Origin of the sequence: Dysgonomonas sp. HDW5A (genome assembly GCF_011299555.1) — a bacterium.
Taxonomy (GTDB): Bacteria; Bacteroidota; Bacteroidia; order Bacteroidales; family Dysgonomonadaceae; genus Dysgonomonas_A.
In genome coordinates this window covers 2,464,497-2,488,486 of record NZ_CP049857.1, presented here as the reverse complement: position 1 = coordinate 2,488,486, position 23,990 = coordinate 2,464,497, and the positions used below count along the sequence as shown (strand labels likewise).

21 protein-coding genes are annotated in these 23,990 nt (G+C 36.7%); 10 read left to right on the top strand and 11 right to left on the bottom strand.

What is annotated here, in order from left to right; translation table 11 throughout:
• Positions 1-32: 32 nt before the first annotated feature.
• The 4 genes from G7050_RS10350 (at position 33) to G7050_RS10335 (ending at position 5,471) form a co-directional block, all read left to right on the top strand.
• Positions 33-2,054, top strand: coding sequence for a cytochrome c biogenesis protein CcdA (locus G7050_RS10350; RefSeq protein ID WP_166114910.1), 2,022 nt, complete (start codon positions 33-35; stop codon positions 2,052-2,054).
• 62 nt (positions 2,055-2,116) lie between these two features.
• Positions 2,117-2,902 carry a nucleoside triphosphate pyrophosphohydrolase gene (gene mazG, locus G7050_RS10345; RefSeq protein WP_166114906.1) on the top strand — a complete coding sequence of 262 codons (786 nt, stop codon included), beginning with the start codon at positions 2,117-2,119 and terminating at the stop codon, positions 2,900-2,902.
• A gap of 24 nt (positions 2,903-2,926) precedes the next feature.
• Positions 2,927-3,424, top strand: coding sequence for a dihydrofolate reductase (locus tag G7050_RS10340; protein WP_166114903.1), 498 nt, complete (start codon positions 2,927-2,929; stop codon positions 3,422-3,424).
• A 601-nt stretch (positions 3,425-4,025) separates the two neighbouring features.
• Positions 4,026-5,471, top strand: coding sequence for a hypothetical protein (locus G7050_RS10335; RefSeq protein WP_166114901.1), 1,446 nt, complete (start codon positions 4,026-4,028; stop codon positions 5,469-5,471).
• 52 nt (positions 5,472-5,523) lie between these two features.
• Here the strand turns inward: G7050_RS10335 and G7050_RS10330 are convergent, their stop codons facing one another.
• From G7050_RS10330 to G7050_RS10320, 3 genes are all read right to left on the bottom strand, one after another.
• Positions 5,524-6,171 carry a hypothetical protein gene (locus G7050_RS10330; protein ID WP_166114900.1) on the bottom strand — a complete coding sequence of 216 codons (648 nt, stop codon included), beginning with the start codon at positions 6,169-6,171 and terminating at the stop codon, positions 5,524-5,526.
• Between the two features lie 67 nt (positions 6,172-6,238).
• Positions 6,239-7,348 (bottom strand): Gfo/Idh/MocA family protein, encoded by a 1,110-nt coding sequence (locus G7050_RS10325; RefSeq protein WP_166114897.1) that lies wholly within the window; start codon positions 7,346-7,348, stop codon positions 6,239-6,241.
• Between the two features lie 82 nt (positions 7,349-7,430).
• A complete protein-coding gene (locus G7050_RS10320; protein ID WP_166117698.1) occupies positions 7,431-8,135 on the bottom strand; it encodes an SAM-dependent methyltransferase in 705 nt (234 codons plus the stop codon).
• Positions 8,136-8,712: 577 nt separating this feature from the next.
• Here G7050_RS10320 and G7050_RS10315 point away from each other — a divergent pair.
• Complete coding sequence (locus G7050_RS10315) at positions 8,713-9,888, top strand: MFS transporter (RefSeq protein ID WP_166114894.1); 1,176 nt, start codon at positions 8,713-8,715, stop codon at positions 9,886-9,888.
• A gap of 462 nt (positions 9,889-10,350) precedes the next feature.
• Here the strand turns inward: G7050_RS10315 and G7050_RS10310 are convergent, their stop codons facing one another.
• From G7050_RS10310 to galK, 4 genes are all read right to left on the bottom strand, one after another.
• Positions 10,351-11,292 (bottom strand): hydrogen peroxide-inducible genes activator, encoded by a 942-nt coding sequence (locus tag G7050_RS10310; protein ID WP_166114891.1) that lies wholly within the window; start codon positions 11,290-11,292, stop codon positions 10,351-10,353.
• A 134-nt stretch (positions 11,293-11,426) separates the two neighbouring features.
• On the bottom strand, positions 11,427-12,095 hold the full coding sequence (locus G7050_RS10305; protein WP_166114888.1) for a YggS family pyridoxal phosphate-dependent enzyme: 669 nt from the start codon (positions 12,093-12,095) through the stop codon (positions 11,427-11,429).
• 2 nt (positions 12,096-12,097) lie between these two features.
• Positions 12,098-12,562 (bottom strand): DUF4494 domain-containing protein, encoded by a 465-nt coding sequence (locus G7050_RS10300; protein WP_166114885.1) that lies wholly within the window; start codon positions 12,560-12,562, stop codon positions 12,098-12,100.
• A gap of 344 nt (positions 12,563-12,906) precedes the next feature.
• Positions 12,907-14,049, bottom strand: a complete 1,143-nt coding sequence (gene galK / locus G7050_RS10295; protein ID WP_166114882.1) for a galactokinase — start codon at positions 14,047-14,049, stop codon at positions 12,907-12,909.
• Between the two features lie 466 nt (positions 14,050-14,515).
• Between galK and G7050_RS10290 the strand changes: the two genes are divergently transcribed.
• Genes G7050_RS10290 through cobU form a run of 5 tightly spaced genes read left to right on the top strand, consistent with a single transcriptional unit; the run spans position 14,516 to position 19,106 of the window.
• On the top strand, positions 14,516-15,994 hold the full coding sequence (locus G7050_RS10290; protein ID WP_166114879.1) for a cobyric acid synthase: 1,479 nt from the start codon (positions 14,516-14,518) through the stop codon (positions 15,992-15,994).
• 1 nt (position 15,995) lies between these two features.
• Positions 15,996-17,021, top strand: a complete 1,026-nt coding sequence (locus G7050_RS10285) for an aminotransferase class I/II-fold pyridoxal phosphate-dependent enzyme (RefSeq protein ID WP_166114876.1) — start codon at positions 15,996-15,998, stop codon at positions 17,019-17,021.
• 20 nt (positions 17,022-17,041) lie between these two features.
• Positions 17,042-18,010: an adenosylcobinamide-phosphate synthase CbiB gene (gene cbiB / locus G7050_RS10280; RefSeq protein ID WP_166114873.1), complete on the top strand. Its 969-nt coding sequence runs from the start codon at positions 17,042-17,044 to the stop codon at positions 18,008-18,010.
• A gap of 7 nt (positions 18,011-18,017) precedes the next feature.
• Positions 18,018-18,593, top strand: a complete 576-nt coding sequence (locus G7050_RS10275; RefSeq protein WP_166114869.1) for a cob(I)yrinic acid a,c-diamide adenosyltransferase — start codon at positions 18,018-18,020, stop codon at positions 18,591-18,593.
• Complete coding sequence (cobU, locus tag G7050_RS10270) at positions 18,594-19,106, top strand: bifunctional adenosylcobinamide kinase/adenosylcobinamide-phosphate guanylyltransferase (protein ID WP_166114866.1); 513 nt, start codon at positions 18,594-18,596, stop codon at positions 19,104-19,106. It begins immediately after the preceding gene.
• Between the two features lie 65 nt (positions 19,107-19,171).
• Here cobU and G7050_RS10265 read toward each other — a convergent pair whose 3' ends face one another.
• From G7050_RS10265 to G7050_RS10250, 4 genes are all read right to left on the bottom strand, one after another.
• Positions 19,172-20,248, bottom strand: a complete 1,077-nt coding sequence (locus G7050_RS10265; RefSeq protein WP_166114863.1) for an SPOR domain-containing protein — start codon at positions 20,246-20,248, stop codon at positions 19,172-19,174.
• A gap of 223 nt (positions 20,249-20,471) precedes the next feature.
• On the bottom strand, positions 20,472-21,575 hold the full coding sequence (locus tag G7050_RS10260) for a DUF1972 domain-containing protein (protein WP_166114861.1): 1,104 nt from the start codon (positions 21,573-21,575) through the stop codon (positions 20,472-20,474).
• A complete protein-coding gene (locus tag G7050_RS10255) occupies positions 21,572-22,765 on the bottom strand; it encodes a glycosyltransferase family 4 protein (protein ID WP_166114859.1) in 1,194 nt (397 codons plus the stop codon). Before G7050_RS10255 ends, G7050_RS10260 begins: the two co-directional genes overlap by 4 nt.
• Positions 22,766-23,914 carry a glycosyltransferase family 4 protein gene (locus tag G7050_RS10250; RefSeq protein ID WP_166114857.1) on the bottom strand — a complete coding sequence of 383 codons (1,149 nt, stop codon included), beginning with the start codon at positions 23,912-23,914 and terminating at the stop codon, positions 22,766-22,768.
• Positions 23,915-23,990 lie beyond the last annotated feature (76 nt).

Below are 23,990 nucleotides of genomic sequence, written 5' to 3'. Positions count from 1 at the left end.
TATTTCTTACAAAAATCAGATAGATAAAATATATGAAAAAAGGAATATTAGTTCTGCTATTTATATTGTCTTTCTTTTCGGGAAAGCTTTTAGCCGATGGACCTGTGTCCTGGAAAATGAGTATAGCAGACAAAGGCAATGGCGAAATAGAATTGGTAGCCAACGCAACTATCGCTGCAGGATGGCATTTGTACGACACACAAATACCTGATGGAGGACCGTTTCCGACATCCATATCCATTGATGAAATTAAAGGTGCTGTCGCTGTGGGATCATTTCACGCGGTGAACTCGAAACTCCATAAAGATTTTGATAAAGTCTTTGAGATGGAAATAGGGTATTATGAAAAAACAGCCACTTTTGTTCAAAAGTTCAAAATAACCGACAAAAGCAAATTTGTATTGAAAGGTGATGTCAGGGCACAAGCTTGTAATGACAGAGAATGTACCCCTCCTATCCCTGTTGATTTCAGCTTTACTTCGGGTAACCTTCCTGCAAGTGTTACAGTAAGCACCACTGCTGTTGCAGATCAGACAAGCGATTCGCAAACTATTGCTGACACAGCTACTGTAGCCAACAACGATAGTATATCTCAGGCACAAACAACAGAAATTCAAGATGCTAATCTTTGGACTCCTGTCATAGAAGAGGTTAAAGCTTTTGGTGCGGCAGGCGATACATCTAACAGATCGCTTCTGTATATTTTCGGTGCAGGATTTATTGGAGGGCTTATTGCCTTAATGACTCCTTGTGTATGGCCTATGATACCTATGACTGTAAGTTTCTTCTTGAAAAGAAATAAGAAAAACAGAGGCAAGGCCATTAAAGATGCCATTATATATGGTTTGTCTATTATCGTAATATATGTATTGCTAGGATTATTAGTCACGGCTATATTCGGAGCAAGTGCATTGAACGAACTATCTACCAGTGCCTTATTCAATCTGATATTCTTTGGCTTACTGGTATTCTTTGCGATTTCGTTCTTGGGAGCATTTGAGTTGGTACTACCCGCTTCATGGACTAATAAAATAGATAGCAAAGCCGATTCTACAACGGGAATTATCAGCATATTCTTTATGGCATTTACACTTGCCTTGGTATCATTCTCTTGTACCGGTCCAATTATCGGAACTTTACTTGTAGATGCTGCCAGCTCAGGTGATATTATAGCTCCGGCGGTAGGTATGTTTGCATTTGCCTTTGCATTATCTATTCCTTTTGCCTTATTTGCCATATTCCCTTCGTTATTGGAAAGTATGCCAAAATCGGGCGGATGGCTCAATTCGGTAAAAGTAGTGCTGGGATTCTTAGAACTTGCATTAGCTCTTAAGTTCTTATCGGTTGCAGACCTTGCTTATAAATGGGGAATTCTCGACCGTGAGGTATTCTTAGTTCTATGGATTGTAATTTTCACATTATTAGGATTGTATCTTTTGGGGAAACTGAAATTTGCTCACGACAGCGATCTTAAATACATATCTGTACCCCGATTGTTTATGGCAATCATATCTCTTGCCTTTGCGGTATATCTTGTTCCCGGACTTTGGGGTGCTCCACTGAAATCGGTAAGTGCGTTTGCACCGCCTCATTTCACTCAGGATTTCAATTTATATGAAGGCAGCGTGCATGCTAAGTTTGACGATTACGAGGCAGGCATGGAGTATGCCAAGAAAAACAACAAACCTGTTATGATTGACTTCTCGGGATTCGGTTGTGTAAATTGCCGTAAAATGGAGGCTTCGGTATGGACTGATCCTCGTGTAAAACATTCGCTGGAAAACGATTATGTACTGATTACTCTTATGGTGGATGACAAAGAGAAACTACCCGAAGTGATAGAAGTGGAAGAAAATGGCAAAACCACCAAGCTAAAAACAATCGGTGATAAATGGAGCTATTTGCAACGTCATAAATTCGGAACTAATTCTCAACCTTATTATGTATTGCTAGACAATGCAGGTAACCCCATCGGTCCATCTTATGCATACGATGAAAATGTAGATAAATATTTAAACTTCTTGAAAACAGGAGTCGATAATTATAAAAAATAAGTCACACTTTTCGAAGATAGCAGATTGTAATAAGTCTGCTATTTTCTTTCATTAATATCACGATGAATACAAGAGAACAAAAAATGGAGGCTTTTGGACGCTTGCTCGACATTATGGATGAGTTACGCGTAAAATGCCCTTGGGATGTAAAGCAAACAAACGAAAGTCTTAGAACAAACACCATTGAAGAGACTTACGAATTGTGCGAAGCAATTATAAAAGACGATAATCAGGAGATAAAAAAAGAACTGGGAGACGTACTTCTCCATATTGTTTTCTATTCGAAAATAGGTGAAGAAAAAGGCGAGTTTGATGTTGCTGATGTATGCAATTCGCTTTGTGACAAACTCATCTACCGCCACCCTCATGTATTTGGAGATGACGCTGCAAAAACAGCAGGCGAGGTTGAACAATCGTGGGAACAATTGAAGCTAAAAGAAAAGGGAGGAAACAAAACTGTACTCGAAGGTGTACCCGCTTCTCTGCCATCTATAGCCAAAGCACATCGCATACAAGATAAAGCTCGCAATGCAGGCTTCGATTGGGACGAGAAAGAAGATGTATGGTCTAAAGTAAAAGAAGAGATAAACGAGCTGGAAACTGAAATAAGCTCTATGGATACCCATAAGATGGAAGCTGAATTCGGAGACTTATTTTTTAGTCTTATAAACGCAGCCCGACTATACAAAGTTAATCCTGACAATGCTTTAGAACGTACCAATCAAAAATTTATACACAGATTCAACCATATAGAGCAAGAAGCTAAAAAGCAGGGACGAAATCTGAAAGAGATGACACTCAAAGAGATGGATATTCTTTGGAACGAAGCTAAGAATATCGTTTTATAAAGTCTTTTATTAAAATAAGAACATATGCCTATCATATCCATTATAGTAGCAATTGACGAAAAGAACGCTATCGGCAAAGACAATCAGCTGCTTTGCCATTTGCCCAACGACCTGAAGTATTTCAAAAGCGTTACACAAGGTCACACAGTGATTATGGGGAGAAAAACTTACGAGTCTCTACCCAATGGGGCATTACCCAACCGCCGAAATATTGTTTTAAGCAGAAATGAGAATTTGCAACTTGAAAGATGTGAGATGGCAGATTCATTAGAAGATGCGATTACTTTGTGCAAAGAGGAGTCGGAGGTTTTCATTATCGGAGGAGCGACAGTATATGCTAAAGCCATCGAATTTGCTGATAAACTATACATTACCAACATTCATCACACATTCGAAGGCACAGACGCCTTTTTTCCGAATATAGATGTAAATAAGTGGATTGAAAGCTCTCGGCTCAATAACGAAGCTGATGATAAAAACAAGTATGCACACACATTCGTGGTATACAACAAAAACAAGTAACAAAGATAAAAGTAAAAGAGGCTATACCAAACATCTGATAATAGCCTCCTTTTCATAGCATTAAATAAGTATTAGGTTCGCTGAGCTATTGGTTGCTTTGGTAAGTAAAACAACGCTAAATAGTTACATTCTTTAAATGTTTCATTAAATCTTTTATTTTACTCAGTACATCTGTAAAAAACTGATTTTACAAACTCAATTCATATCCTAGATAAAGGATACGGGAAATATATCCAACTACAAAGAAGCCAAACACACCTTGCAATACCATAAATAGAACTCTCCTAAAAACACTTCGTTTTTATAGTTTTCCATATCTCCGTATACCCTTATAACGTATTTCTTTGTTTATTTGAATCTCAATATCATGCGGTTTCACCCAAAACACAAACATAAAGAAAGAATAACCAACCACAAACAATCATTTGCACACACAAAAATACAAACAAAACACATAAAGACAAAATAAAATCACAATTAAAATCAAAAAGAAACATTCAGGGAAGAAATTCAAACAAAGATCAAAGAAAACATCAACTTTAAACACATTGATCTATATTTGCGAGAACAGCTACACTTTGATATTCATAAAACATACAGAATGAAATACGCATCATATATAATAACTATTTTCCTTTGCTCCTTTTTAAACATATACGGACAAGGGAACTTAAACCGATCGTGGGAAAAACAAAACAGACCAATTCGGAATAAGGTTGTAACGTTTTCATTTACAGAGAAAAGGAATGAATTAGAACACAGTTATGCTCCTTGGGATAAAACTTTGTACGAGACTACAGGCAAGATTTGGATCACACCTCAAAGTTTATATAAAAAAGAGACGAGATCCATTAACGGGAAAGTTGAATCTTCCTTATTACAATACAATCAACGAACCATGTTGGTTTCTGATTATGGAAGTGATACATTATCGACAGTTACAGTAGATCAGCATCAGCGACAATTGTACCAAACAGCAAGATACACCCCTACTCTTTTATTGGAATATTTCAAAAACAGAAAAACAAGATTAGAGCCAGGCAGGGATTCACTATACAATATTTATCTTGAAACAATCAGCAAAGCGAGAGTGCGGCTTTTTATCAATAAAACGACTGATTTAGTTGATAAAATAAGTATTCTGGAAAATGACGATTTCTTTGGGGATGTAAACTCAACCTTCGAATATCACTATACAAACCTGCAATCCGTATTTATTCCTCAAGAGATTTTAATCTCAAAAATAGACGGAAAGCTGCGAGATACTATTCAACTTCATTCATTTAAGATAGAGGACAAATTTCCTGTATTGCTAACAATGCCTCCACGGTATTCTCTCAGCGAGGAAACACCTGTTACTCGTAAAATTAGTTTGGAGAGATACAATGAGCATATCTATTTCTTATACACGGAACATACCGACAGCAAAAGTTTAGTTGTAGCATTTAAAGACTTCGTATTAGTAGCCGAAGCACCTCTCAATAGTGAGAATGGAAACTTGATAATCAGTACTATTAAAGAAAATTTCCCTAATAAACCCATTCGGTTTTTCGCTTTCGGGCATCATCACCCTCATTATTTAGGAGGAGTAAGACCTTTTATTCACGACGAGGCAACCATTCTATCTGCAATGGGCGACTTTGATTATGTATCTTTCTTAGCAAGGAATCCACGTACATTGAACCCCGACAGTTTACAATTGGATAGAAAAACTCTGAAAATAAATATACTGGGGGAAAGCAGAACTATTACTGATGATAATTACTCGATGCAAATTATCAATATCGGAAAATATTCACACCACACCCAAGATTATCTCATATTCTATTTTCCGGCAGAAAAAGTAATTTTCGAAGGTGATTTGGTATGGATACCCAACGATGGCAGACCCACCCGAAAAGCGAGCAGCAGACAAAAAGGGTTATATGAAGCTATCAGAAATTTCAACCTGAATGTAGAGACCATTTTTCAATCGTGGCCTATCCATGAATTCAACTATAAATCTGAAATATCATTTAAAGAGCTGGAGGAATCTGTCAGTAATTGAATATTTAAGAAATAGCAAAATACATCATTAAACACAACTGTGTCTCTACAAATTAGAACATTTTGACATTCCGCTTCAAAAGACCTTTCGAGCGGATTTCTTTATGTATTTCTGCTATATTATCCGGAATTTCAGCATCTGCAAGCCAATTAATATCCACTCCGGTATTAATAGCCATGTTCAGCAGTATCGGATTTTTTTCGATTGCTTGTGCTAATTCGTTTAATCCCGCTTCAAACTCAATCAGATAATCTTCATGCAAGGCTTTGATTGATATGAGTATTTTAAAAATCCGGGCTATTATATATATGCTTATTGCAGAGGTCTTTTTAAGATTCGACTTTGCTATTCTGCCATTATTGTTTTTCAACAGTTCATTTAACATCAACAAATTAAGACTTGCATCGCCGTATTTATCTTTAGTTATCTTCACATTTTCGGTAATATCTGCACTCAGTGAACGAATATCAACCAGCAGAGAGTCTAAAGAAGAGAAACGATTTGTTGCCCACTCTATTTTCTGTTTTATATGAGCTTCCATTCTGGTTCTTCGATCCTGAACACTGTCACCGCTTATCAGTTCAAAATGCAATTGGTTTGCTAAAATCACATCTCGTTTCAGCAATCGCAAAAGGAGTTTGTCCTTTTCTTTAGACGGTAATTGCAAAATTGCATTCTTAAATTCAGGATCGAATTTCATATCTTAGTAATGAATAAAATTTATAGCTATATTTTAGCCTTATAACCGGCTCATTATTTACAAATATTTATTGCAATTTTACAGCCTTACCTGTCTTGCTGCTCTCAATGGCAGCTTCCAGAATCTCGACCACTGTAAGATTGTTTTCGGGAGCCGAAAGATCATCTGGTTTAACGGAAATATCTCCATTTACAACAGCCTTCAAATAAAGGAAGGCATCATTATATGGAGCAACCATTTCGGGAATATCCAATCGGGTCTCTTTTTCATCCTGATAAACACGCATCGAAGTTTTATTGTCCTGATATATGTAGCTTTTATCGCCATATATGTGCATATCTTTACGAGAAATAGGCCAATTCCAGGATGCCATAGCAACTACAGTTACTTTGGGGTATTCGATTACAATGGTTGCATCATCATCAACTTTGGGGTAAACATTTGGTTTCTGTTGTTTCAACACTGCATAGACCGATAAGGGCTTCTCTCCTTTCATCATCCATGTACTGATATTTGCTCCGTAACATCCGAAATCGATAACAGCACCTCCCCCATTCAATACAGGATCGGTCAGCCAGTCTGTAAATTCGGGACCACAGCCTATTTCAATTGGACCTCCATGCCCGTCATAAATATTAATTCTGGATAAATTGCCTACAAAACCATCCTGTATCATATCATAAGCTTTGTGTATGGTTGGATACCAAGTTGTTTCATAATTAGTCAAAAGGAAGATATTATTTTCCTTCGCCAGATCGAGCATTCGCTTAGCGTCTTTGACATTCGTTGACAATGGTTTTTCGACCATCACATGCACTCCGTATTTTGCGCAAGCTTCCACAACTCTCAGATGATCGTAAATACTCTCGTAAACAATAACAGCCTGAGGTTTGGTTTTTACAAGCATTTCATCCAGATCCTGAAAAAACAGATCGCTCGCTACTTTTTCTTTTAAAGCTTTGTTATTCCACAATGCCGTATTTTTTTCGGCAACTCCTACGACTTTAAAATCATTCCGATCGAGCCTGCTTATTACCTCCCACAGATGTCCATGAGATAATCCTACAACTCCTAAACGTAGCGGTTCGTTATTAGATGCTGACTTTTCTTGTTGTGCATACAATGCTGTACAAAAGAAAGAAATTAGAAAAATTAATCCGATGTTTTTGATTTTCATATTCGTTTTAAGTTATCAGATTGTAAGTAATTTAATATGATTAGAAACCGTATAGCTAAAAAAGCCAAAAGGTTTCAATCCTTTATTTGTATAATAAGAAGATACATGGTTTCTTGTTCATATCGGGCAATCGCTTTGCCCACTCTTTAATGGAGAGAGTCTTGATATATTCGTCTTCACATGTAATATTCATGGCAATGCAAAGCTTAGTAGAAGGCGTACAATTTTTAATGAGGTCTTCAACCAGTTTATGATTTCGGTAAGGCGTTTCGATAAACAACTGGGTCTGCTGCTCATTGTATATACGTTGCTCAAGTTGCTTGATCTTCTTAAGGCGCTCGCCTGCATCAATGGGCAAATATCCATGAAAAGCAAAACTTTGTCCGTTGAAGCCTGAGCCCATCAATGACATCAAGATTGATGAAGGGCCGACCAAGGGAACTACTTTAATGTTTTTGCGTTGGGCAATGGCAACAATATCCGCTCCGGGATCTGCAATAGCCGGGCATCCGGCCTCCGAGATGACACCTACTGAATAGCCATTGGCAATGGGTTGAAGATAAGCTTCTATCTGCTCCAGATTCGTATGCTTGTTCAACTCATAAAAAGTAAGATCATCAATATTTATCGAAGCATCTGTCTTTTTCAGGAAACGACGTGCCGAACGTATGTTCTCAACAATAAAATACTTTATGGAAAGAATCTGTCCTCTATTGTAATCAGGTAAAACCTGCTCAATGGGAGTTTCGCCTAATGGAACAGGGATAAGAATAAGTGATGCTTGCATTTTCTGAGATTGATATTTAAACAAAAATAAACCTTTTTCTTGATTGGTACAAAATATACGCATTTTCCCTTCTATAAACTCCTGTTTCTTTGAAGAAAAGATTATAACTTCGTTGTGCAAAACAGAAACAAAATATATGCTGATTTTGTTAAGGTCTCAGACCTTATTTATGATTTCAGTAATAATGCGAATCATCAACTAAGTTGAATTGTTTATCTATAATATAAGTAAAGTAACAAGCATGAGCAAGAGAAAATATAACTCGTAAAAAAGTGTCACTTTTGTAACCTTTGTAACCTTTTTGAAAATAGGGATCTGAATTACAAACACTTATAAAATCTACAAAAGTGACACTTATGCATCATTTACCGGTCACTTTTGTTTACTTTTTGTAACTCTTGTCACCCTATTGTATAACTAAGGCCACAGACCTTTTTATTGCTTTGGCAAGTATAACAACTAGAGACAGTTATGCTGATGAAATATCGCATTAAATATTTAACGCTAACTATTTAAGCTAGTGATTGTCATAAATAATTTATATCGTTCTATAATCTCGGACAATAAAGAATAAAATATGGAATCGTCTTCTAAACCTAAATTGTGGACTTTAAGTTATCTGAACGTTTGCGTAGCAAATTTCCTGATGGCATGCTCCTTTAATCTGCTGATGCCTTCCATCCCTCTATACATCACCGAACATCTGGGCGTTCCGCAAACCAAAACGGGAATTGTGCTTGCATCGTATGCCATTGCAATTCTGATGATCAGACCTTTCTCGGGCTACCTGGTCGATTTATATTCCCGAAAAAAAATCCTGTTGATTAGCTTTATCTGTTATGTTGCCATATTTTTCGGGTATTTTTATGCGGTCACCATCTTTGTATTTGTAATCGTTAGATTCTTTCATGGTATTACCTGGGGATTATCAACCGTATCGTCAAGCACTCTTGCAATCGATTTAGTGCCATCTGAGCGAAGAGCAGAGGGAATAGGATACTTTGGCACTTTCATGAACGTAGCTATGGCTATAGGCCCTTTTATTGCGATTCACATCTATCAGAACTATAGTTTCCAGATTTTGCTGTATTGTGCCATCTTTATGGGAATCCTCGGGATTGCAGCTGCATCATTTATCAAAGCACCCGAACGTCCAAAGCTGGAACGAGAGAAGGTATCTTTTGATCGGTTCTTTTTACTCCCTGCCTGGCCCATATTTCTAAACCAATTGCTTCCGAGTTTCGCATGGGGCACTATCGGACCGTTCGTGGCTCAATATGGTAAACAAATAAATATACCTAACGCCGGTATATTTTTCTTATTCTGGGCCGGAGGGATTATTGTCTCCCGCATTTTCTCTGGACGTATGGTAGATAAAGGATACATCCATTTAGTTAATACTTCGGCAATGGGAATTGTTGCCATCGCATTTTTAGGCTTTGCCTTAATCCATAATATTGTTGCCTTTTGTGTATCCGGATTATTCATCGGAATAGGTTTTGGGATGATGTTTCCTGCACTTCAAACACTCTATATAAACATGGCAGAGAACAATCAACGAGGAACAGCTAATTCTACATATCTAGTAGGCTTCGATTTAGGTTTAGCATTAGGTATGTTAGTGGGTGGATACATATCGGGAATATACTCTTTTGAGGTACTTTTCTTAGTTGCATCCGGACTTTGTTTTTTCAGCGTCCTTGTTTATCAAACAATCTCGAAAAGACTATTTGAAAGAAAGAGACTAAGATAAACGCATTATAAACAAGCAATTACAAACACACCCAAGAACACACAACCACTTTTATATAAAAGTATATTAATTAAAAATGAGCAAATATTATAGATAGACATACTACTATAATTACAAAGAATTAAAAAACAAGAAAACGAATTTAAAACGAGTAGAAAAACACTTTTAAACTGAGACAAAAGCAAGACTTATTCTAGCTAAAAGATCATAAAAATAGGTCAACAAAAGCCTATTTAAACGCCACAGGAGACTGCATTTATAGGCAAACTATAGAGATCAAACAAGAAGAAATTGCCTCATTCTTATCTCTCCGAGAATTGCGTATTTGGACAAAGAACAGGAAGACCCTCGAAAAACGAGAATAAGAAAAGATAGCAATTTCAAGTTTTCGATACATTCTTTACACAAATAAAAAAGGAGATCGAATTGACCTCCTTTTTAAGTATATCGATATATAGCAGATTAAATATCCACAACAAATTTTCTTAAATCCTCATTCAATAAAGCGGGAGGTACTGACCCTTTTACTTCGTCAATAATAATACCTAGAACTCGTTCGCGTAAGAATTCTTTACGTGTAACAAGACTAATCTCACGAACAGGAGATATACCTTTCAATGGGCGGATATTTTGCTTTTGCTTATCGTTAAGCTGCTCAATAGCCATCTCAGGGATAATGGTTAAACCACTGTTGTTATCCACAATATTTATCAATGTACTGATACTACCGGCCTCGTAAGTAAATAGTGAATGAGAACTCTTACGTTTACGCAGGTTACAAATACGCAATATTTGACTGCGGAAGCAATGAACTTCTTCAAGTAACCATAAACGATTAATATTCAGATCATCCTCTTCGAGTTCTTTTTTGGCATACAAAGAAGTTTCACGAGGTGAAACATAAGCATAAAATCGTTCGTAATAGATAGGATGCTCTTTAATCTTATCATTCTTCAAAGGTGTTGCCAAAATAGCTCCATCCAATGATCCATTAAGGAGGGCATCAATAATTTGCCCTGTTGTAGTCTCTTCTATAAAGAGCTCTATATCGTATCCGTTTTCTTCGTGTCTAAGCATTAGTTTAGGAAGAAGGTAAGGGGCAATAGTCGGAATAATTCCCAACTTAAAGACGCCTTTTACAATTCCTTTTTCCTCTTGTATTATTTCTTTCACCTGCTTCACTTGTGACACTATAACACGAGCCTGATTTATTATCTGAGTCCCGATAGGTGTCGGTTGCACAGGCAATTGACTACGATCAAAGATTTTCACCCCCAACTCGTCTTCAAGTTTCTGTATCATCATACTCAATGTGGGTTGCGTCACAAAAGATGCCTCGGCAGCTTTTGCAAAATGACGATGATTGTCAACCGCAATAATGTATTCCAACTGTTGTATGTTCATATGCGATAAAATAAATGACCATTATTAACTAATGGATATTATCAATTTAAAGGCAGCAAATATTACTGCAATATTGTTTAGTCATAACATGCTTCGGTTATCTACTTACCTAAGCAATAAAAAGGTCGGAGACCTTAATATTCTCTTTCTCCAAAAATAGATGTCCCTACTCTGATTATAGTTGATCCTTCTTCAATAGCAATCTTATAATCGTGCGACATACCCATAGATATCTCACAGAAACAGGAGTCATACTTAAAATACTTCTGTTTAAGCTCATCAAAGAACACCTTTAGTGATCTGAATTCTTGCCTAATCTGATTTTCATCATCAGTATTGGTTGCCATCCCCATTACACCTGCAAGCTGAATATTCTTCAGAGCTTTCCAATCTTCATTTTCCAGTAAATCTCGACACTCATCAAAAGTAAAACCATACTTACTATCCTCTTGAGCAATATAGATTTCAAGCAAACAATTTATTTTGCGACCTACTTTGGATGCCGATTTATCGATTTCAGATAATACTTTCCAACTATCGATACTCTGAATTGTATGAATATAAGGGACTACTGTCTTTATTTTATTAGTCTGTAGGTGCCCTATTAAATGCCACTCGATATCTCTCGGTAAAACCTCCTGCTTACTATCAAGTTCTTGCACCCGACTCTCTCCAAAGACCCGTTGCCCTGCTGCATAAGCTTTCTCTAAAGCTTCTTTGGGATGAAACTTAGACACCGCTACCAACTTTACGCCTTCGGGCAGTAAAGATTTTACAGCATCCAGGTTTGCACTTATACTCATATTTATTCTTCTTTCAGATATTCTATCTTCGTCTTCTCTGCTGTTTCGTAAGGAAAAACGTCCATAAGCATAGTTTCATTGATTGATGCAATCACATAATCAGCCATGGTACCTTCCATTCCTTTTTCAATCACAGCCAAAGCTTCTTTAAGATCACAAGCCTGAGCCAACATACTCACTGCTGTTTTCTTTTCAGTTCCGCTCTTTTCATCCAGTGTGATAAAATAGATCTTAGTTTTAAAATAGCGATCGCCATTTTCGTTAAAGAATAATTCAGCTAATTTAGCTCGCTTGATATCAGCAATTGTAAAATCTCCGGATATATATGGCTTCAACTCTTCTATTATACGAGCTTCGGCTTCTGTAAATGACAAAGCATCCACTAAATAAGGTTCGGTTACTTTCTTCAGCGTTCCGTTTTCCATCGTTTTATCGTAGGAAACTTTGCATTCAAACCAGTTATGCATAGGATAATTTTATTTATAATTAATCAGTTTTAGGTCTCAGACCTTTTATTATTTTGGTAAGCATAAGTCTATTTGACAGTTACCCCTTGAAAACAAGGCTATACATATTAAATACGACCTATATGCTGAAAAGCTCTTTATGAAAAACTTTTTTTAGACATAAAGAGCTTTCTTTAGAAAACAAAAGTAGCAATTATTTAAATAAGTCAAACCTCAATTATAAATAAAATTTATCGACTATCTGTGATTTTTTATAAGTACCAAAAAATATGTATTGCTATATTTTGGTATTATAACTTTCTATATGTGTTTTACTTAACAGAATAATCCAAAGGTCGGCTATCTTACAATTTTCTTGCACCGTCTTTGATTATCACATCATAAACCTTAGGTTTGATTTTGAATTTTTGTTCGTAGCTTTCGGTTGCACGCTTGATAAAACCATCATGTAACTCATCTTTCACAAGATTAATGGTACAACCTCCGAAACCTCCACCCATAACACGAGAGCCAGTTACACCGCACTGACGGGCAACATCATTTAAGAAATCCAATTCAGGACAACTCACTTCGTATTTACGGCTTAAGCCGATATGAGTTTCATACATTTTTTTGCCGACAGTTTCATAATCACCTTTCTTTAGTGCTTCACAAGCATCCAACAGTCGTTGAATTTCCTCGATCACAAATTCTGCACGGATATAATCCTCTGCACTTACCTCGTTAGCTACTTCTTTCAACATATCTAATGTAGCATCTCTCAAGAATTCTACTTCGGGATGATATTTACGGATATATGAGGCTGCATTTTCACACGACTCTCTACGCTTGTTGTAAGCAGAAGATGCCAGCTCATGCTCCACGCATGTATTGATTAAAACCAATCGATATCCTTTAGGATTGAAAGGTACATATTCGTATTCTAATGATCGACAATCTAGACGGATAAGCGATCCTTCTTTTCCGAAGCAGGATGCAAACTGATCCATGATACCACATTTTACACCTACATAGTTATGCTCGGTAGCTTGTCCTATTTTAGCTAGTTCGAAACGGTCGAAACCTAAGTTATACATATCATTCAAGGCAAATCCGAAACAACTTTCGAGTGCTGCCGAAGAAGACATTCCTGCACCTAATGGCACATCTCCTGCAAACACAACATCAAAGCCCTGTATCTTGGCTCCTCTCTTGATCATTTCCAGACATACTCCATAAATATATTTACCCCATTGTTTGATTGGAATATCATCTAATCCAAATTCGTCCATCTCTTCGAGGTCTAAAGCATATGCTCTTACCCTGTCAGGTGTACCATTGGGTTTTATTATACAATACATAGCTTTGTCTATGGCACCCGGCAATACGAATCCACCGTTATAATCGGTATGTTCACCAATCAGGTTAATACGTCCGGGAGCAGTGTATATTACACCACCTTCGCCAAATAATGACTGAAATTTTTCTTGGATTGCAGCAGTTTTCATGGTTTTGGAATATTTTTTATATGGTTAATTATAATTATTTTTCGTATATAGATTACAGTAAATTATTTCATAGTATACTATTAAATTCAGGTAAACAGCAAGTCGAGATGTTGGCTCAATCAGTATTTACGGCTTCGAATTTATAGGTGGTGTAAAATTAACATTTATTTCTTTACTGAATAACGTTTTTTGAACAAATGGGAACTTTTTTGTTCTTTTAACTATGACATAGTCAGATATACTATACAGAGTGATAATTTAAGCTGGTACATAATTCATTACAGATTCTTTTGTAGAAACAAATCGATCAAACACGTACCTTTTAAAGGCACACACCTTTTATCTGTCTTGACAAACATAACAACCGGAGATTGTTCCAATTCTGAAATATATCATTCAATACTTGACTCCTACTTAAGCGCAAATTCATACCTTTGTATCTAAATTTAGACTAGTATTTGATCTCATGGAGAAACTCCGACCAATCATGTTTGCCGGAACAGGCAGTGATGTTGGCAAAAGCGTAATTGCAGCCGCTTTTTGTCGCATATTTTTGCAAGATGGTTATCATCCCGCACCTTTTAAAGCTCAAAATATGGCTCTCAACTCTTTCGCAACCCCCGAAGGGCTGGAAATAGGACGGGCACAAGCCGTGCAGGCAGAAGCCGCAGGTATTCCTTGCCATACGGATATGAACCCGTTGCTACTGAAACCGACTACCGATAAAGTAGCTCAAGTAGTATTAAACGGAAAACCATATGGGAACCAAAGTGCTTATCAGTACTTCAAGAAAGAAGGGCGTGATGTTCTCCGAAATGCAGTAAATGATGCATTTGATCGTTTAGAAAAGCGGTTTAATCCCATCGTAATGGAAGGTGCAGGAAGTGTTTCAGAAATAAATCTACGCGAAACCGATATTGTAAACCTCCCTATGGCTATACATGCAGGAGCTGATGTTATTCTGGTGGCAGATATCGATCGTGGCGGAGTATTTGCTAGTGTTTACGGCTCCATAATGCTTATGACGGAAGAAGAACGAAAACATACCAAAGGCATTCTTATCAATAAATTCAGAGGCGACATGAGGCTCTTTGAATCGGGTGTAAAGATAATAGAAGACCTTTGTGGGATTCCCGTCATAGGAGTTGTGCCTTATTACAAAGATATTTACATCGAAGAAGAGGATTCTGTAATGCTTCAAACCAAGAATCTACAGGCATCGCACGATAAAGTAAATGTTGCGGTTATACTGCTCAGGCACTTGTCCAATTTCACCGATTTCAATATGCTCGAACGCGATCCCCGTGTTCATTTATATTATACTAATAATACAGATGAAATTGAGAAAGCCGATATAATACTAATTCCGGGAAGTAAAAGTACACTTTCGGATCTCTACGAATTACGACGCAATGGTGTTGCCCAAAGTATAGTCAAAGCCCATAAAGATGGAGCCACAGTGATGGGTATTTGCGGTGGCTACCAAATGATGGGACAGGAAGTATGCGACCCATTGCATGTAGAAGGATCAATAGAACGATTACCGGGATTAGGACTTCTGCCTATCTCTACGGAAATGCAAGGCGAAAAAGTGACACGGCAAGTTCAATTTTCGTTTCTTGATTCTGAGTCGTCATGCGAAGGCTACGAAATACACATGGGTACAACAGTTCCTGTTGAAGGTGCTAAAGAAAATCCCCTCAATCGTTTGACCGACGGAACTACCGATGGCTTTTACCTTAACCGAAAATGCTTCGGCACATACATCCACGGTATCTTAGATAACGGAGCATTCATTGATTTTTTACTCGAACCTTATGCTGAAAAATTATCAAGTGAACCTTTCGATTTTAAAGCATACAAAGAAGAACAGTATAATAAATTGGCCGACCATGTACGCAAAAATGTAAATATGGATTTGGTGTATAAAATATTGACGACCTGAGATGATAACAGGACATGGCGATGACGCCTATCAATTCGACCACAAGATTGTAAGTAATTTCAGCTCTAATGTATACAATAAGTTTGATCTGAAAGACCTGAAAGAGTATCTGTGGACAAATATTTCTTCAATACATTCTTATCCTGAACCCGATGCACTGACATTGAGAAAGTTGATCGGACAAAAGTTGGGAATCTCAAAGGATGAAGTAGGCGTTACAAACGGAGCTACAGAGGCAATCTACCTCATTGCCCAAGCGTTTAGAGAGAGTAAAACTGCGGTACTGATCCCAACATTCAGAGAATATGAGGATGCTTGCGAGATACATGACCACAATCTCTACTATATCGATTCATTAGAAGATATTCAGCCCTACACACAATTGGCATGGTTGTGTAATCCGAATAACCCGACAGGCGAAATATACGACAAAGAATACCTGGCAAGAATAATATCAAATAATCCGAACACTTGCTTTGTTATAGATCAATCGTATGCAGCATTTACTAACCAAATAATTTGGAGTGCTTCGCAAGCATTGAAATTCAACAATGTCGTTTTGCTTCATTCTTTAACCAAATGCTATGCAATTCCCGGATTACGCTTGGGCTATATTACTGCTCAAAAAAATAAGATAGACAAGATAAAGCATTACAGCATGCCTTGGTCAGTGAATCAATTGGCTCAATTAGCAGGTTTATATTTATTAGACAATGTGTCGTATGATTTCTCTGATTATTTACAAGAGTCTCAACGTGTACAAAAGCAATTGGCGGAAATATCGGGAATCAAAGTATATACTTCGGGAATGCACTTCTTTCTGTGCCAATTAGAACTAGGCAAGGCTGCTGATCTCAAAAAGTATCTAGTAGAAAAGTACGGCTTTCTAATTCGAGATGCTGCTAATTTCAGAGGACTGAATGAAAGCTACCTTCGCATTGCAGTGCAAGAAGAATCAAATAATAACCTACTAGTAAAAGCGATCAGAGAATGGACAAGGTCTCAGACCTCTCTATTGATTGGGTAGTATAAAAAACAAAGACTGTTATGACTTTAGAATATACCAATAGTAGTATTCTTTTACTGATAATACCACTTATTATTGGATGGATTGCAGATCGGTTGTTTGGCGACCCGTCGTCACTCCCTCATCCGGTTGTAGCCTTTGGGAAAATAATAGCAAGGGGAGAAAAATTATTGAATAAAGGTAGGTCCAAAATATTCAAAGGGGCAGCTTTTTCTATATTTTTGATTGTAGGATGCTTTCTTCTTTTCCTCTATCTAAATAAAGGGCTGATCTCTATAAATCCATATTTAGCGATAGGATTCAATGCCATAATGGTATTCTTCTGTCTGGCAGGAAAAACTCTTGCAGATGAAGTGAGAGACGTTTTCATCGCAACCGACAAATCGACAGAAGACGGACGCAAACAGGTCGCCCGAATTGTCGGACGAGATACATCTCAATTATCGCCCCAGCAAATACGGACAGCTGCACTCGAAACTTTATCCGAGAATCTGAGCGATGGAGTTATAGCACCACTCTTCTGGTACCTATTATTAGGAGTACCGGGTATGGTCGCCTATAAAATGATCAATACACTGGATTCGATGATCGGATACAAAAACGAACGGTACAAAGATTTTGGATGTTGGGCAGCACATATCGATGATATTGCCAATTATGTTCCTGCCCGATTAACTGCCCTATTAATGCTCATTGTCAGCAGTAGGCTGTCTTTACTATCTTTCATTTCTAAATATGGATCACAACATGCCAGTCCGAATTCAGGATATCCCGAATCAGCTTTAGCAGGTATCCTCAATTGCCGGTTTGGAGGACCAAACTATTATTTTGGTCAATTAGTGGATAAACCCTATATAGGAACTACAGACAGAGCTATTACTACTGAAGATATGCAGGTAGCAGTCAACATAAATCAACGAACAGAAATACTTATGATTTTAATAATCATCGTATTGAGTATTACCAATATATTTCCTTTACTTAATTAAATTGATCATGAAAATATATACTAAAGGTGGCGATAAAGGCAAAACAGGCATACATGGAGGTCAACGAGTAGATAAAGATGATATTCGTATCGAAGCTAACGGAACGATAGATGAATTAAATTCGATGATCGGTGTAGTACGGGCATACCTTCCACGAGAACATGAATTTCAGGCTATATTATTCAAGATTCAAACCGAATTAATGGTGGTTATGTCTCATGTGGCAACTCCTTCCGAAATGCGGGAAAAGAATCCGAATAAGCTCCCCGAAGATCTTGCCAAATTCTGTGAAGTATGTATGGATAGTATGACTGACAGAATGGGCGAAAGTAAGACCTTCGTTTTACCGGGAGGAACACTTGCTTCAGCTCATTTACAATTGGCCAGAACCATTGCAAGAAGAAGCGAACGCCGTTTATGGACGTTGAATAAACAAGATGAAGTTCCGGCAAATATACTGCAATTTATAAACCGTCTGTCTGATCTTTTCTTTACGATGGCTCGATTCGATATGTTTCAAGAAGGAACAGATGAAGAACGCTGGCACGACTTTTTATATAAACGTAAAAAGAATGATGACTAAATGGCTAAAGAAATTATATTTATCACAGGAGGACAACGATCCGGAAAAAGCAGCTATGCTCAGCAAATAGCTCTATCATTATCTGAAAACCCGGTCTATCTGGCAACTTCGCGAATTTGGGACGAAGAACACCAAAAGCGTATCGAACGCCACAAAGCAGACAGAGGCACTGAATGGACTAATATAGAAGAAGAGAAGCAATTAAGCAACCATCGGCTTGAAAACAGGGTTGTATTGGTAGATTGCGTTACTTTATGGGCTACAAACTTTTTCTTTGACAACAATTCGGATGTAGATTTATCTCTAGCTATGATAAAGGAAGAGTTTGATAAGCTAATTCAGCAAGAAGCTCAATTTATTTTCGTTAGTAATGAAATCGGATTAGGAGGAACGTCTGAAAATAAAGCACAAAGATTATTTATGGATCTGCAAGGGTGGATAAATCAATATATTGCATCTAAAGCCAATAAGGTATATCTGATGGTTTCGGGAATACCTCTTCAAGTAAAGTAATATGTACAAATAAGAAGAGCTGCCTTTACAGACAGCTCTTTTTTATTTCTATAATATAGGATATATTAATTTCTCTTTGTAAACACCCAAGCATCGTTTAATTTGGGATTACTCTTCTTAAATGAAGCCAAGTATTTCTCAGCTTGAGCTTTGTCTTCAAAAGACGCTACATATATTCTATTACGGTCTCCTGAATTAACTATATTAGCATCCTTATATCCTCTATCCTTAAACGTCTTAAGAGCTTTTTGTGCTTCTGATTTGCTGCCAGCACTACCTATTATAACAAAGAATTTTGGTTCAACAGCCTTCTTCACGGTAGGAGTTTCTGCAACAGTAGTAGCTTTGGCAACCTTTGCAGGTTCTGCTTTTTGAGTAACAGCAGGAACAACCTTTTCTATTTTAGGTTCTTCTTTCTTTACCTCAACTTCTGTAATCGGAGCTTCAACATCGGTTTCACTTATAATTTCCTCCAGAGAAGAGATATCTAATGAACTATCAGATAAAATTTCGATAGAATTTGAATGGTTAGCGGAAGCCGAAATCAAATCTGTAAAAAATCCTGATTTCTGTACATTATTGTTTTCGTTCTCAGAAATAGGAGTAGAAGTGACAAAAAAGACCAGAATAGCCGCTGCAGTTGCACCAACTCCGGCAAATACTCTTTTATAAATCGAGCGTCTATTATTGACAATAGATACTTTCTGTATTTCCTGAATATCAACCAATCTTCTAATATCCAGCACCGACAATCCAAATGTTTCTGAATGAGAGGCTGAGATATTATGATTAGGCTCAAAGCTCAAACGGCCATCCGTTTCTTGTGACAATTTACCCAACAATCCTAATTGTATGGGTTGTCTTAAAGCAAGGATCGTATTCAACCTCTTCACCACATCTCCGATACGTTTGCAAGCAATATCATATGATATAGAATATGCATTCATATATGACTCCGCCAACAAACCATCGTTATACTTAAGATCGGGGTTAAAACCAACGGTAACCCTTGGTGGTGTAATAGAACCATCGGCAGCTATTTTAGCCACTTCACGATTCAATACAAAACCTCCAAAATCCGGTATAATCACACAGTCATGCTTCTGTATCAGGTAATCTATATGGGACGTAAATTCTTTCATATTACAAATATAAGAGATAGTATCTAAGGAATCATTCTTTTAAGTTATTAAAATCAGATAGAATTTTTTTATATCTAGTAATCTACTGAATACCAATTACGATCTAATTTTTCGAGATTTTAAGGTTGCAAAAAACACAAATAATGCTACATAACATATAAATACAGCATGCTGCAAACTGAAATATTTGTTAACATTGCATATAGAATCCTTAAATCTAATACTATTTCTTTTTCAGAATCTCATTGAATAGACTCTCATACCGAAACACTATTGACTTCCACGAATATTTATTGATAATTTGTGCTTTATTACTCTCTATAAAAATCTTCTTTTTTTCGTCACCTAAAGAATTAATATTACAAATCACAGAGGCGACTTCTGTATCCTTAACAAAGTATAAAGCATTAATGTTCAACACCGCTTTGTTAAACTCGTTATCATGTGAAGCAATCAACACTTGAGAAGCCATTGCTTCTAACAATGAAGGATTGGTACCTCCCACAGAGTGCCCGTGAAAATACAGAGTGCAATAATGGCGAAGGCTATCCAATACCGTTTTTTTATACACTGCACCCAGAAAATGAATATTAGTATTGCGATATTTTGCTTGAAGAAATCTTCCATATTTTGTTCCCGCATTACCGATTACCAAAAATGGACGGGAATCATTCGATAAGACGTATCCATCAAGAATCATTTCGATATTATTCTCAGGTTCTAAACGGGCGATCACGAGAAAATAATTATTAGCTGTCACATTATAGGGAGATAGCAACTCCTTATCGAAGTGTTCAACTATGTCAGCCCCATAAGCAATACAAAACGATTCTGCATTAAACTCTTTCTTATAATATTCTTGGATTGCTGAATTATCGGAAACTAAATAATCAGATTTACGAACTGCTATTTTCTCCAGTTTCTTAATCAGTTGACGAGTAAAATAATTCCACTTGCTTCTTTTCCATTCTATCCCATCCATATTGGTTATTACAATGGGCGAATTTTTCTTTAGCAAATAATAAGAGGGTGCATTACTATGGTAGCCGGCTTCGTAAATAATATCAAAATCCTGTTTCAAAGCATCCTTCATACACAGGTAGTCATATACAAAATTAGCGGCCGCACCTATTTGCTTCTCAGGACTATATATCTTTCTGATGGTAACACATCTGAACTCCGGCTGATCGTATTCATGAAAATGCGCATTATATACTGTCACAGAATGTCCTAGCTCGACCAATCCGACAGACAGGTATTCTGCGAACTGCTCAAATCCTCCATAATTATTGGGGATGCCTCTGGTTCCTAATATGGCTATTTTCATTTACTAATCAATTCTTTGTATATAGACAGTAAACTCTTTATATACTTATCTGCTGAAAATTTAATCAGACTCTGCTGTCCTGCCTCTGCCATGTGGATATATTCTTCATCTGACAAAGATATTGCCTCTGAAATAGTTTTCACTAAACTGCTGACATTCCCTACGTCAAAAAGAAAACCATTTTTGCGATGCTCTACAATCTCTGGAATAGCCCCTATATTTGAAGCTATAACAGGAGTACCTTGTGATAAACTTTCGGTACACGACAACCCAAATGTTTCATAGCTTCGAGAAGGAACAACAGCAAATAAAGCCTTCCTTATAATTGACACTAATTCTTCCTGTCTTTTAAATCCTAATAACTCTACATTCGGGGGAATATCATTAAAAAGTAAATCACCAACACCTGCTATTTTCAACTTTACATCCGGCAATTGTTTCATAGCTGATAGCAATGTCTGAATTCCTTTTTCATGGGACAATCTCCCAAAATACAGCAGATAATCACCTTTATTTATATTCTCTAAAGAAATTTTTTTAACCGGATTATAAATCACAACAGACTTATCTGCTATTTTTTTATTAAAAGATAAATGCTTCCGATAAACAAAATCACTCGGACAAATAAATTTATCGACATACTTTTCTGTTTTATAAAACATTCGCCTATAAAACATTTCCATCGTTAAAAGGGAACTTTCAATTAAACTACCCTTAGCACATTGTGTAAACATACAATGGAAATAATTTCCATCAATACATTTCTCGCAAATATGCTGATTTTTATCCAACAATAAATAAGATGGGCAAATCTGACGATATTCATGTAAAGTCATGACAACAGGAATATTATGCTTTTTTAGAACAGGTACTATCGAATTGGAAAAACTATTGTGATATAAATGGATATGTACAATGTCTGGCTTTTCTTTTTTGATAACAGATTCTAAAACTTTAACCGCAGACCTATTATAAAAAAAAGAAGGCAAATTAGACACTCTTTTTATTAACGAAGCATTACGATCAGGATATGAAATTGTATAAGTAGGTGCATAAGTAATCTCTCCCTCATCTGTTGATAAGAGTACCACTTCATATCCAGACTCTTTAAGTAAACGGATTGTCTCAAATAAAACAGTCTCCGTTCCCCCTTTTAGTGATGGATATTTATTGATCTGAAGTACTTTCATTTACTGTTTTATAATCTTAGAAAATAAGTCTATCCATTGAGGCATAATATTCTCAGGGAGAAAACGCTGTATGCTTGCTCTTGCATTTTGCCCCATTTGCTTTCTTAATTGCTCGTTCTCAATTAAAAAAGATATTTTCTCAGACAGTTTATCTATATTTCTAGTTTCCACTAAAAAGCCGTTCTCATCATCCTTTATGATTTCAGATAATCCATCCGAACACTTAAAAGCAATACAAGGCAATCCGCAAGACATAGCCTCAGGAAGAACCAAGCCAAATGCCTCGCTTATTGAAGGCATCACATAGAGAGAACTTTTCAGATATTCATCTGAAATATTTTTCACCGAAGAATGTATTCGGATATTATTTTTTAGTCCTAAATCTGAAATTTGTTTTTGTAAGATTTCAAGCTCAACACCGTTCCCGAAAATTACTAATTCCCAATCGGAATATTTTTGAGAGACTGATCGCCACGCATCAATCAGATATGAAAAACCCTTTTCTTTACTCAAACGTCCTACACTTATTACTCTCTTTTGGGTACAGTCCGTAGTGGAATCGTAAAAGAAAGGCAAAGAGTTAGGAATACTCACAATACGATTATTAAACCCTTTCCAAAGTCTTTTTTCACTTTCGGAAAGTACTACCAAAGCATCGTAATATTTGAGGAATCGCTTTCTCCGAAAATCAGTTATCAAAGTAAAAATCTTAGATAATAACGATTGATTACTTAAACTCACATCTACTTTTTTATGGTCTTTAGATAAATGGCTCTCAGCTATTTTCCGACTACCATCTTTCATCTTACACAGCATAGAAACTTCATGCGTACAAGTCGAAACGACTATATCGGCTTGTATTTTTTTCAGAATCTGTTCTAAGCGGAGTCTATGTTCTTTTCTTTTTTGTATCTGATTCTTTAGTCGTTTGAAGAAAGGTAGTCCATCTAACTCTCGATAATTTATGCATAAATCGAAAAAATGTATTTTAGAAGAGAAGTCAAAAAAATTCTCTCTTGATTCCCTATCTGTTGCAATTATAGTCACATCATATCCCATAACATCTGCAAAGTAATTAGCCTTGCAACAGATGCTACGCTCCATTCCTCCCGCTTGAGATGAATCGATGAGACAATATACTATTTTCATTTTTCGAGTTGTTCTTTAATTCAACAGATTATTATATAACAAAATAGTCGCTCATTATTTCAAACACATATGATTA

Coding starts and splice junctions, on each gene's coding strand:
- cobU (WP_166114866.1), top strand. CDS start 18,594: ATGGCTAAAGAAATTATATTTATCACAGGAGGACAACGATCCGGAAAA.
- G7050_RS10335 (WP_166114901.1), top strand. CDS start 4,026: ATGAAATACGCATCATATATAATAACTATTTTCCTTTGCTCCTTTTTA.
- G7050_RS10255 (WP_166114859.1), bottom strand. CDS start 22,765: ATGAAAGTACTTCAGATCAATAAATATCCATCACTAAAAGGGGGAACG.
- G7050_RS10300 (WP_166114885.1), bottom strand. CDS start 12,562: ATGCATAACTGGTTTGAATGCAAAGTTTCCTACGATAAAACGATGGAA.
- G7050_RS10325 (WP_166114897.1), bottom strand. CDS start 7,348: ATGAAAATCAAAAACATCGGATTAATTTTTCTAATTTCTTTCTTTTGT.
- G7050_RS10330 (WP_166114900.1), bottom strand. CDS start 6,171: ATGAAATTCGATCCTGAATTTAAGAATGCAATTTTGCAATTACCGTCT.
- cbiB (WP_166114873.1), top strand. CDS start 17,042: ATGACTTTAGAATATACCAATAGTAGTATTCTTTTACTGATAATACCA.
- G7050_RS10320 (WP_166117698.1), bottom strand. CDS start 8,135: ATGCAAGCATCACTTATTCTTATCCCTGTTCCATTAGGCGAAACTCCC.
- G7050_RS10305 (WP_166114888.1), bottom strand. CDS start 12,095: ATGAGTATAAGTGCAAACCTGGATGCTGTAAAATCTTTACTGCCCGAA.
- G7050_RS10350 (WP_166114910.1), top strand. CDS start 33: ATGAAAAAAGGAATATTAGTTCTGCTATTTATATTGTCTTTCTTTTCG.
- G7050_RS10285 (WP_166114876.1), top strand. CDS start 15,996: ATGATAACAGGACATGGCGATGACGCCTATCAATTCGACCACAAGATT.
- G7050_RS10290 (WP_166114879.1), top strand. CDS start 14,516: ATGGAGAAACTCCGACCAATCATGTTTGCCGGAACAGGCAGTGATGTT.
- G7050_RS10340 (WP_166114903.1), top strand. CDS start 2,927: ATGCCTATCATATCCATTATAGTAGCAATTGACGAAAAGAACGCTATC.
- G7050_RS10275 (WP_166114869.1), top strand. CDS start 18,018: ATGAAAATATATACTAAAGGTGGCGATAAAGGCAAAACAGGCATACAT.
- mazG (WP_166114906.1), top strand. CDS start 2,117: ATGAATACAAGAGAACAAAAAATGGAGGCTTTTGGACGCTTGCTCGAC.
- G7050_RS10260 (WP_166114861.1), bottom strand. CDS start 21,575: ATGAAAATAGCCATATTAGGAACCAGAGGCATCCCCAATAATTATGGA.
- G7050_RS10250 (WP_166114857.1), bottom strand. CDS start 23,914: ATGAAAATAGTATATTGTCTCATCGATTCATCTCAAGCGGGAGGAATG.
- G7050_RS10265 (WP_166114863.1), bottom strand. CDS start 20,248: ATGAAAGAATTTACGTCCCATATAGATTACCTGATACAGAAGCATGAC.
- galK (WP_166114882.1), bottom strand. CDS start 14,049: ATGAAAACTGCTGCAATCCAAGAAAAATTTCAGTCATTATTTGGCGAA.
- G7050_RS10315 (WP_166114894.1), top strand. CDS start 8,713: ATGGAATCGTCTTCTAAACCTAAATTGTGGACTTTAAGTTATCTGAAC.
- G7050_RS10310 (WP_166114891.1), bottom strand. CDS start 11,292: ATGAACATACAACAGTTGGAATACATTATTGCGGTTGACAATCATCGT.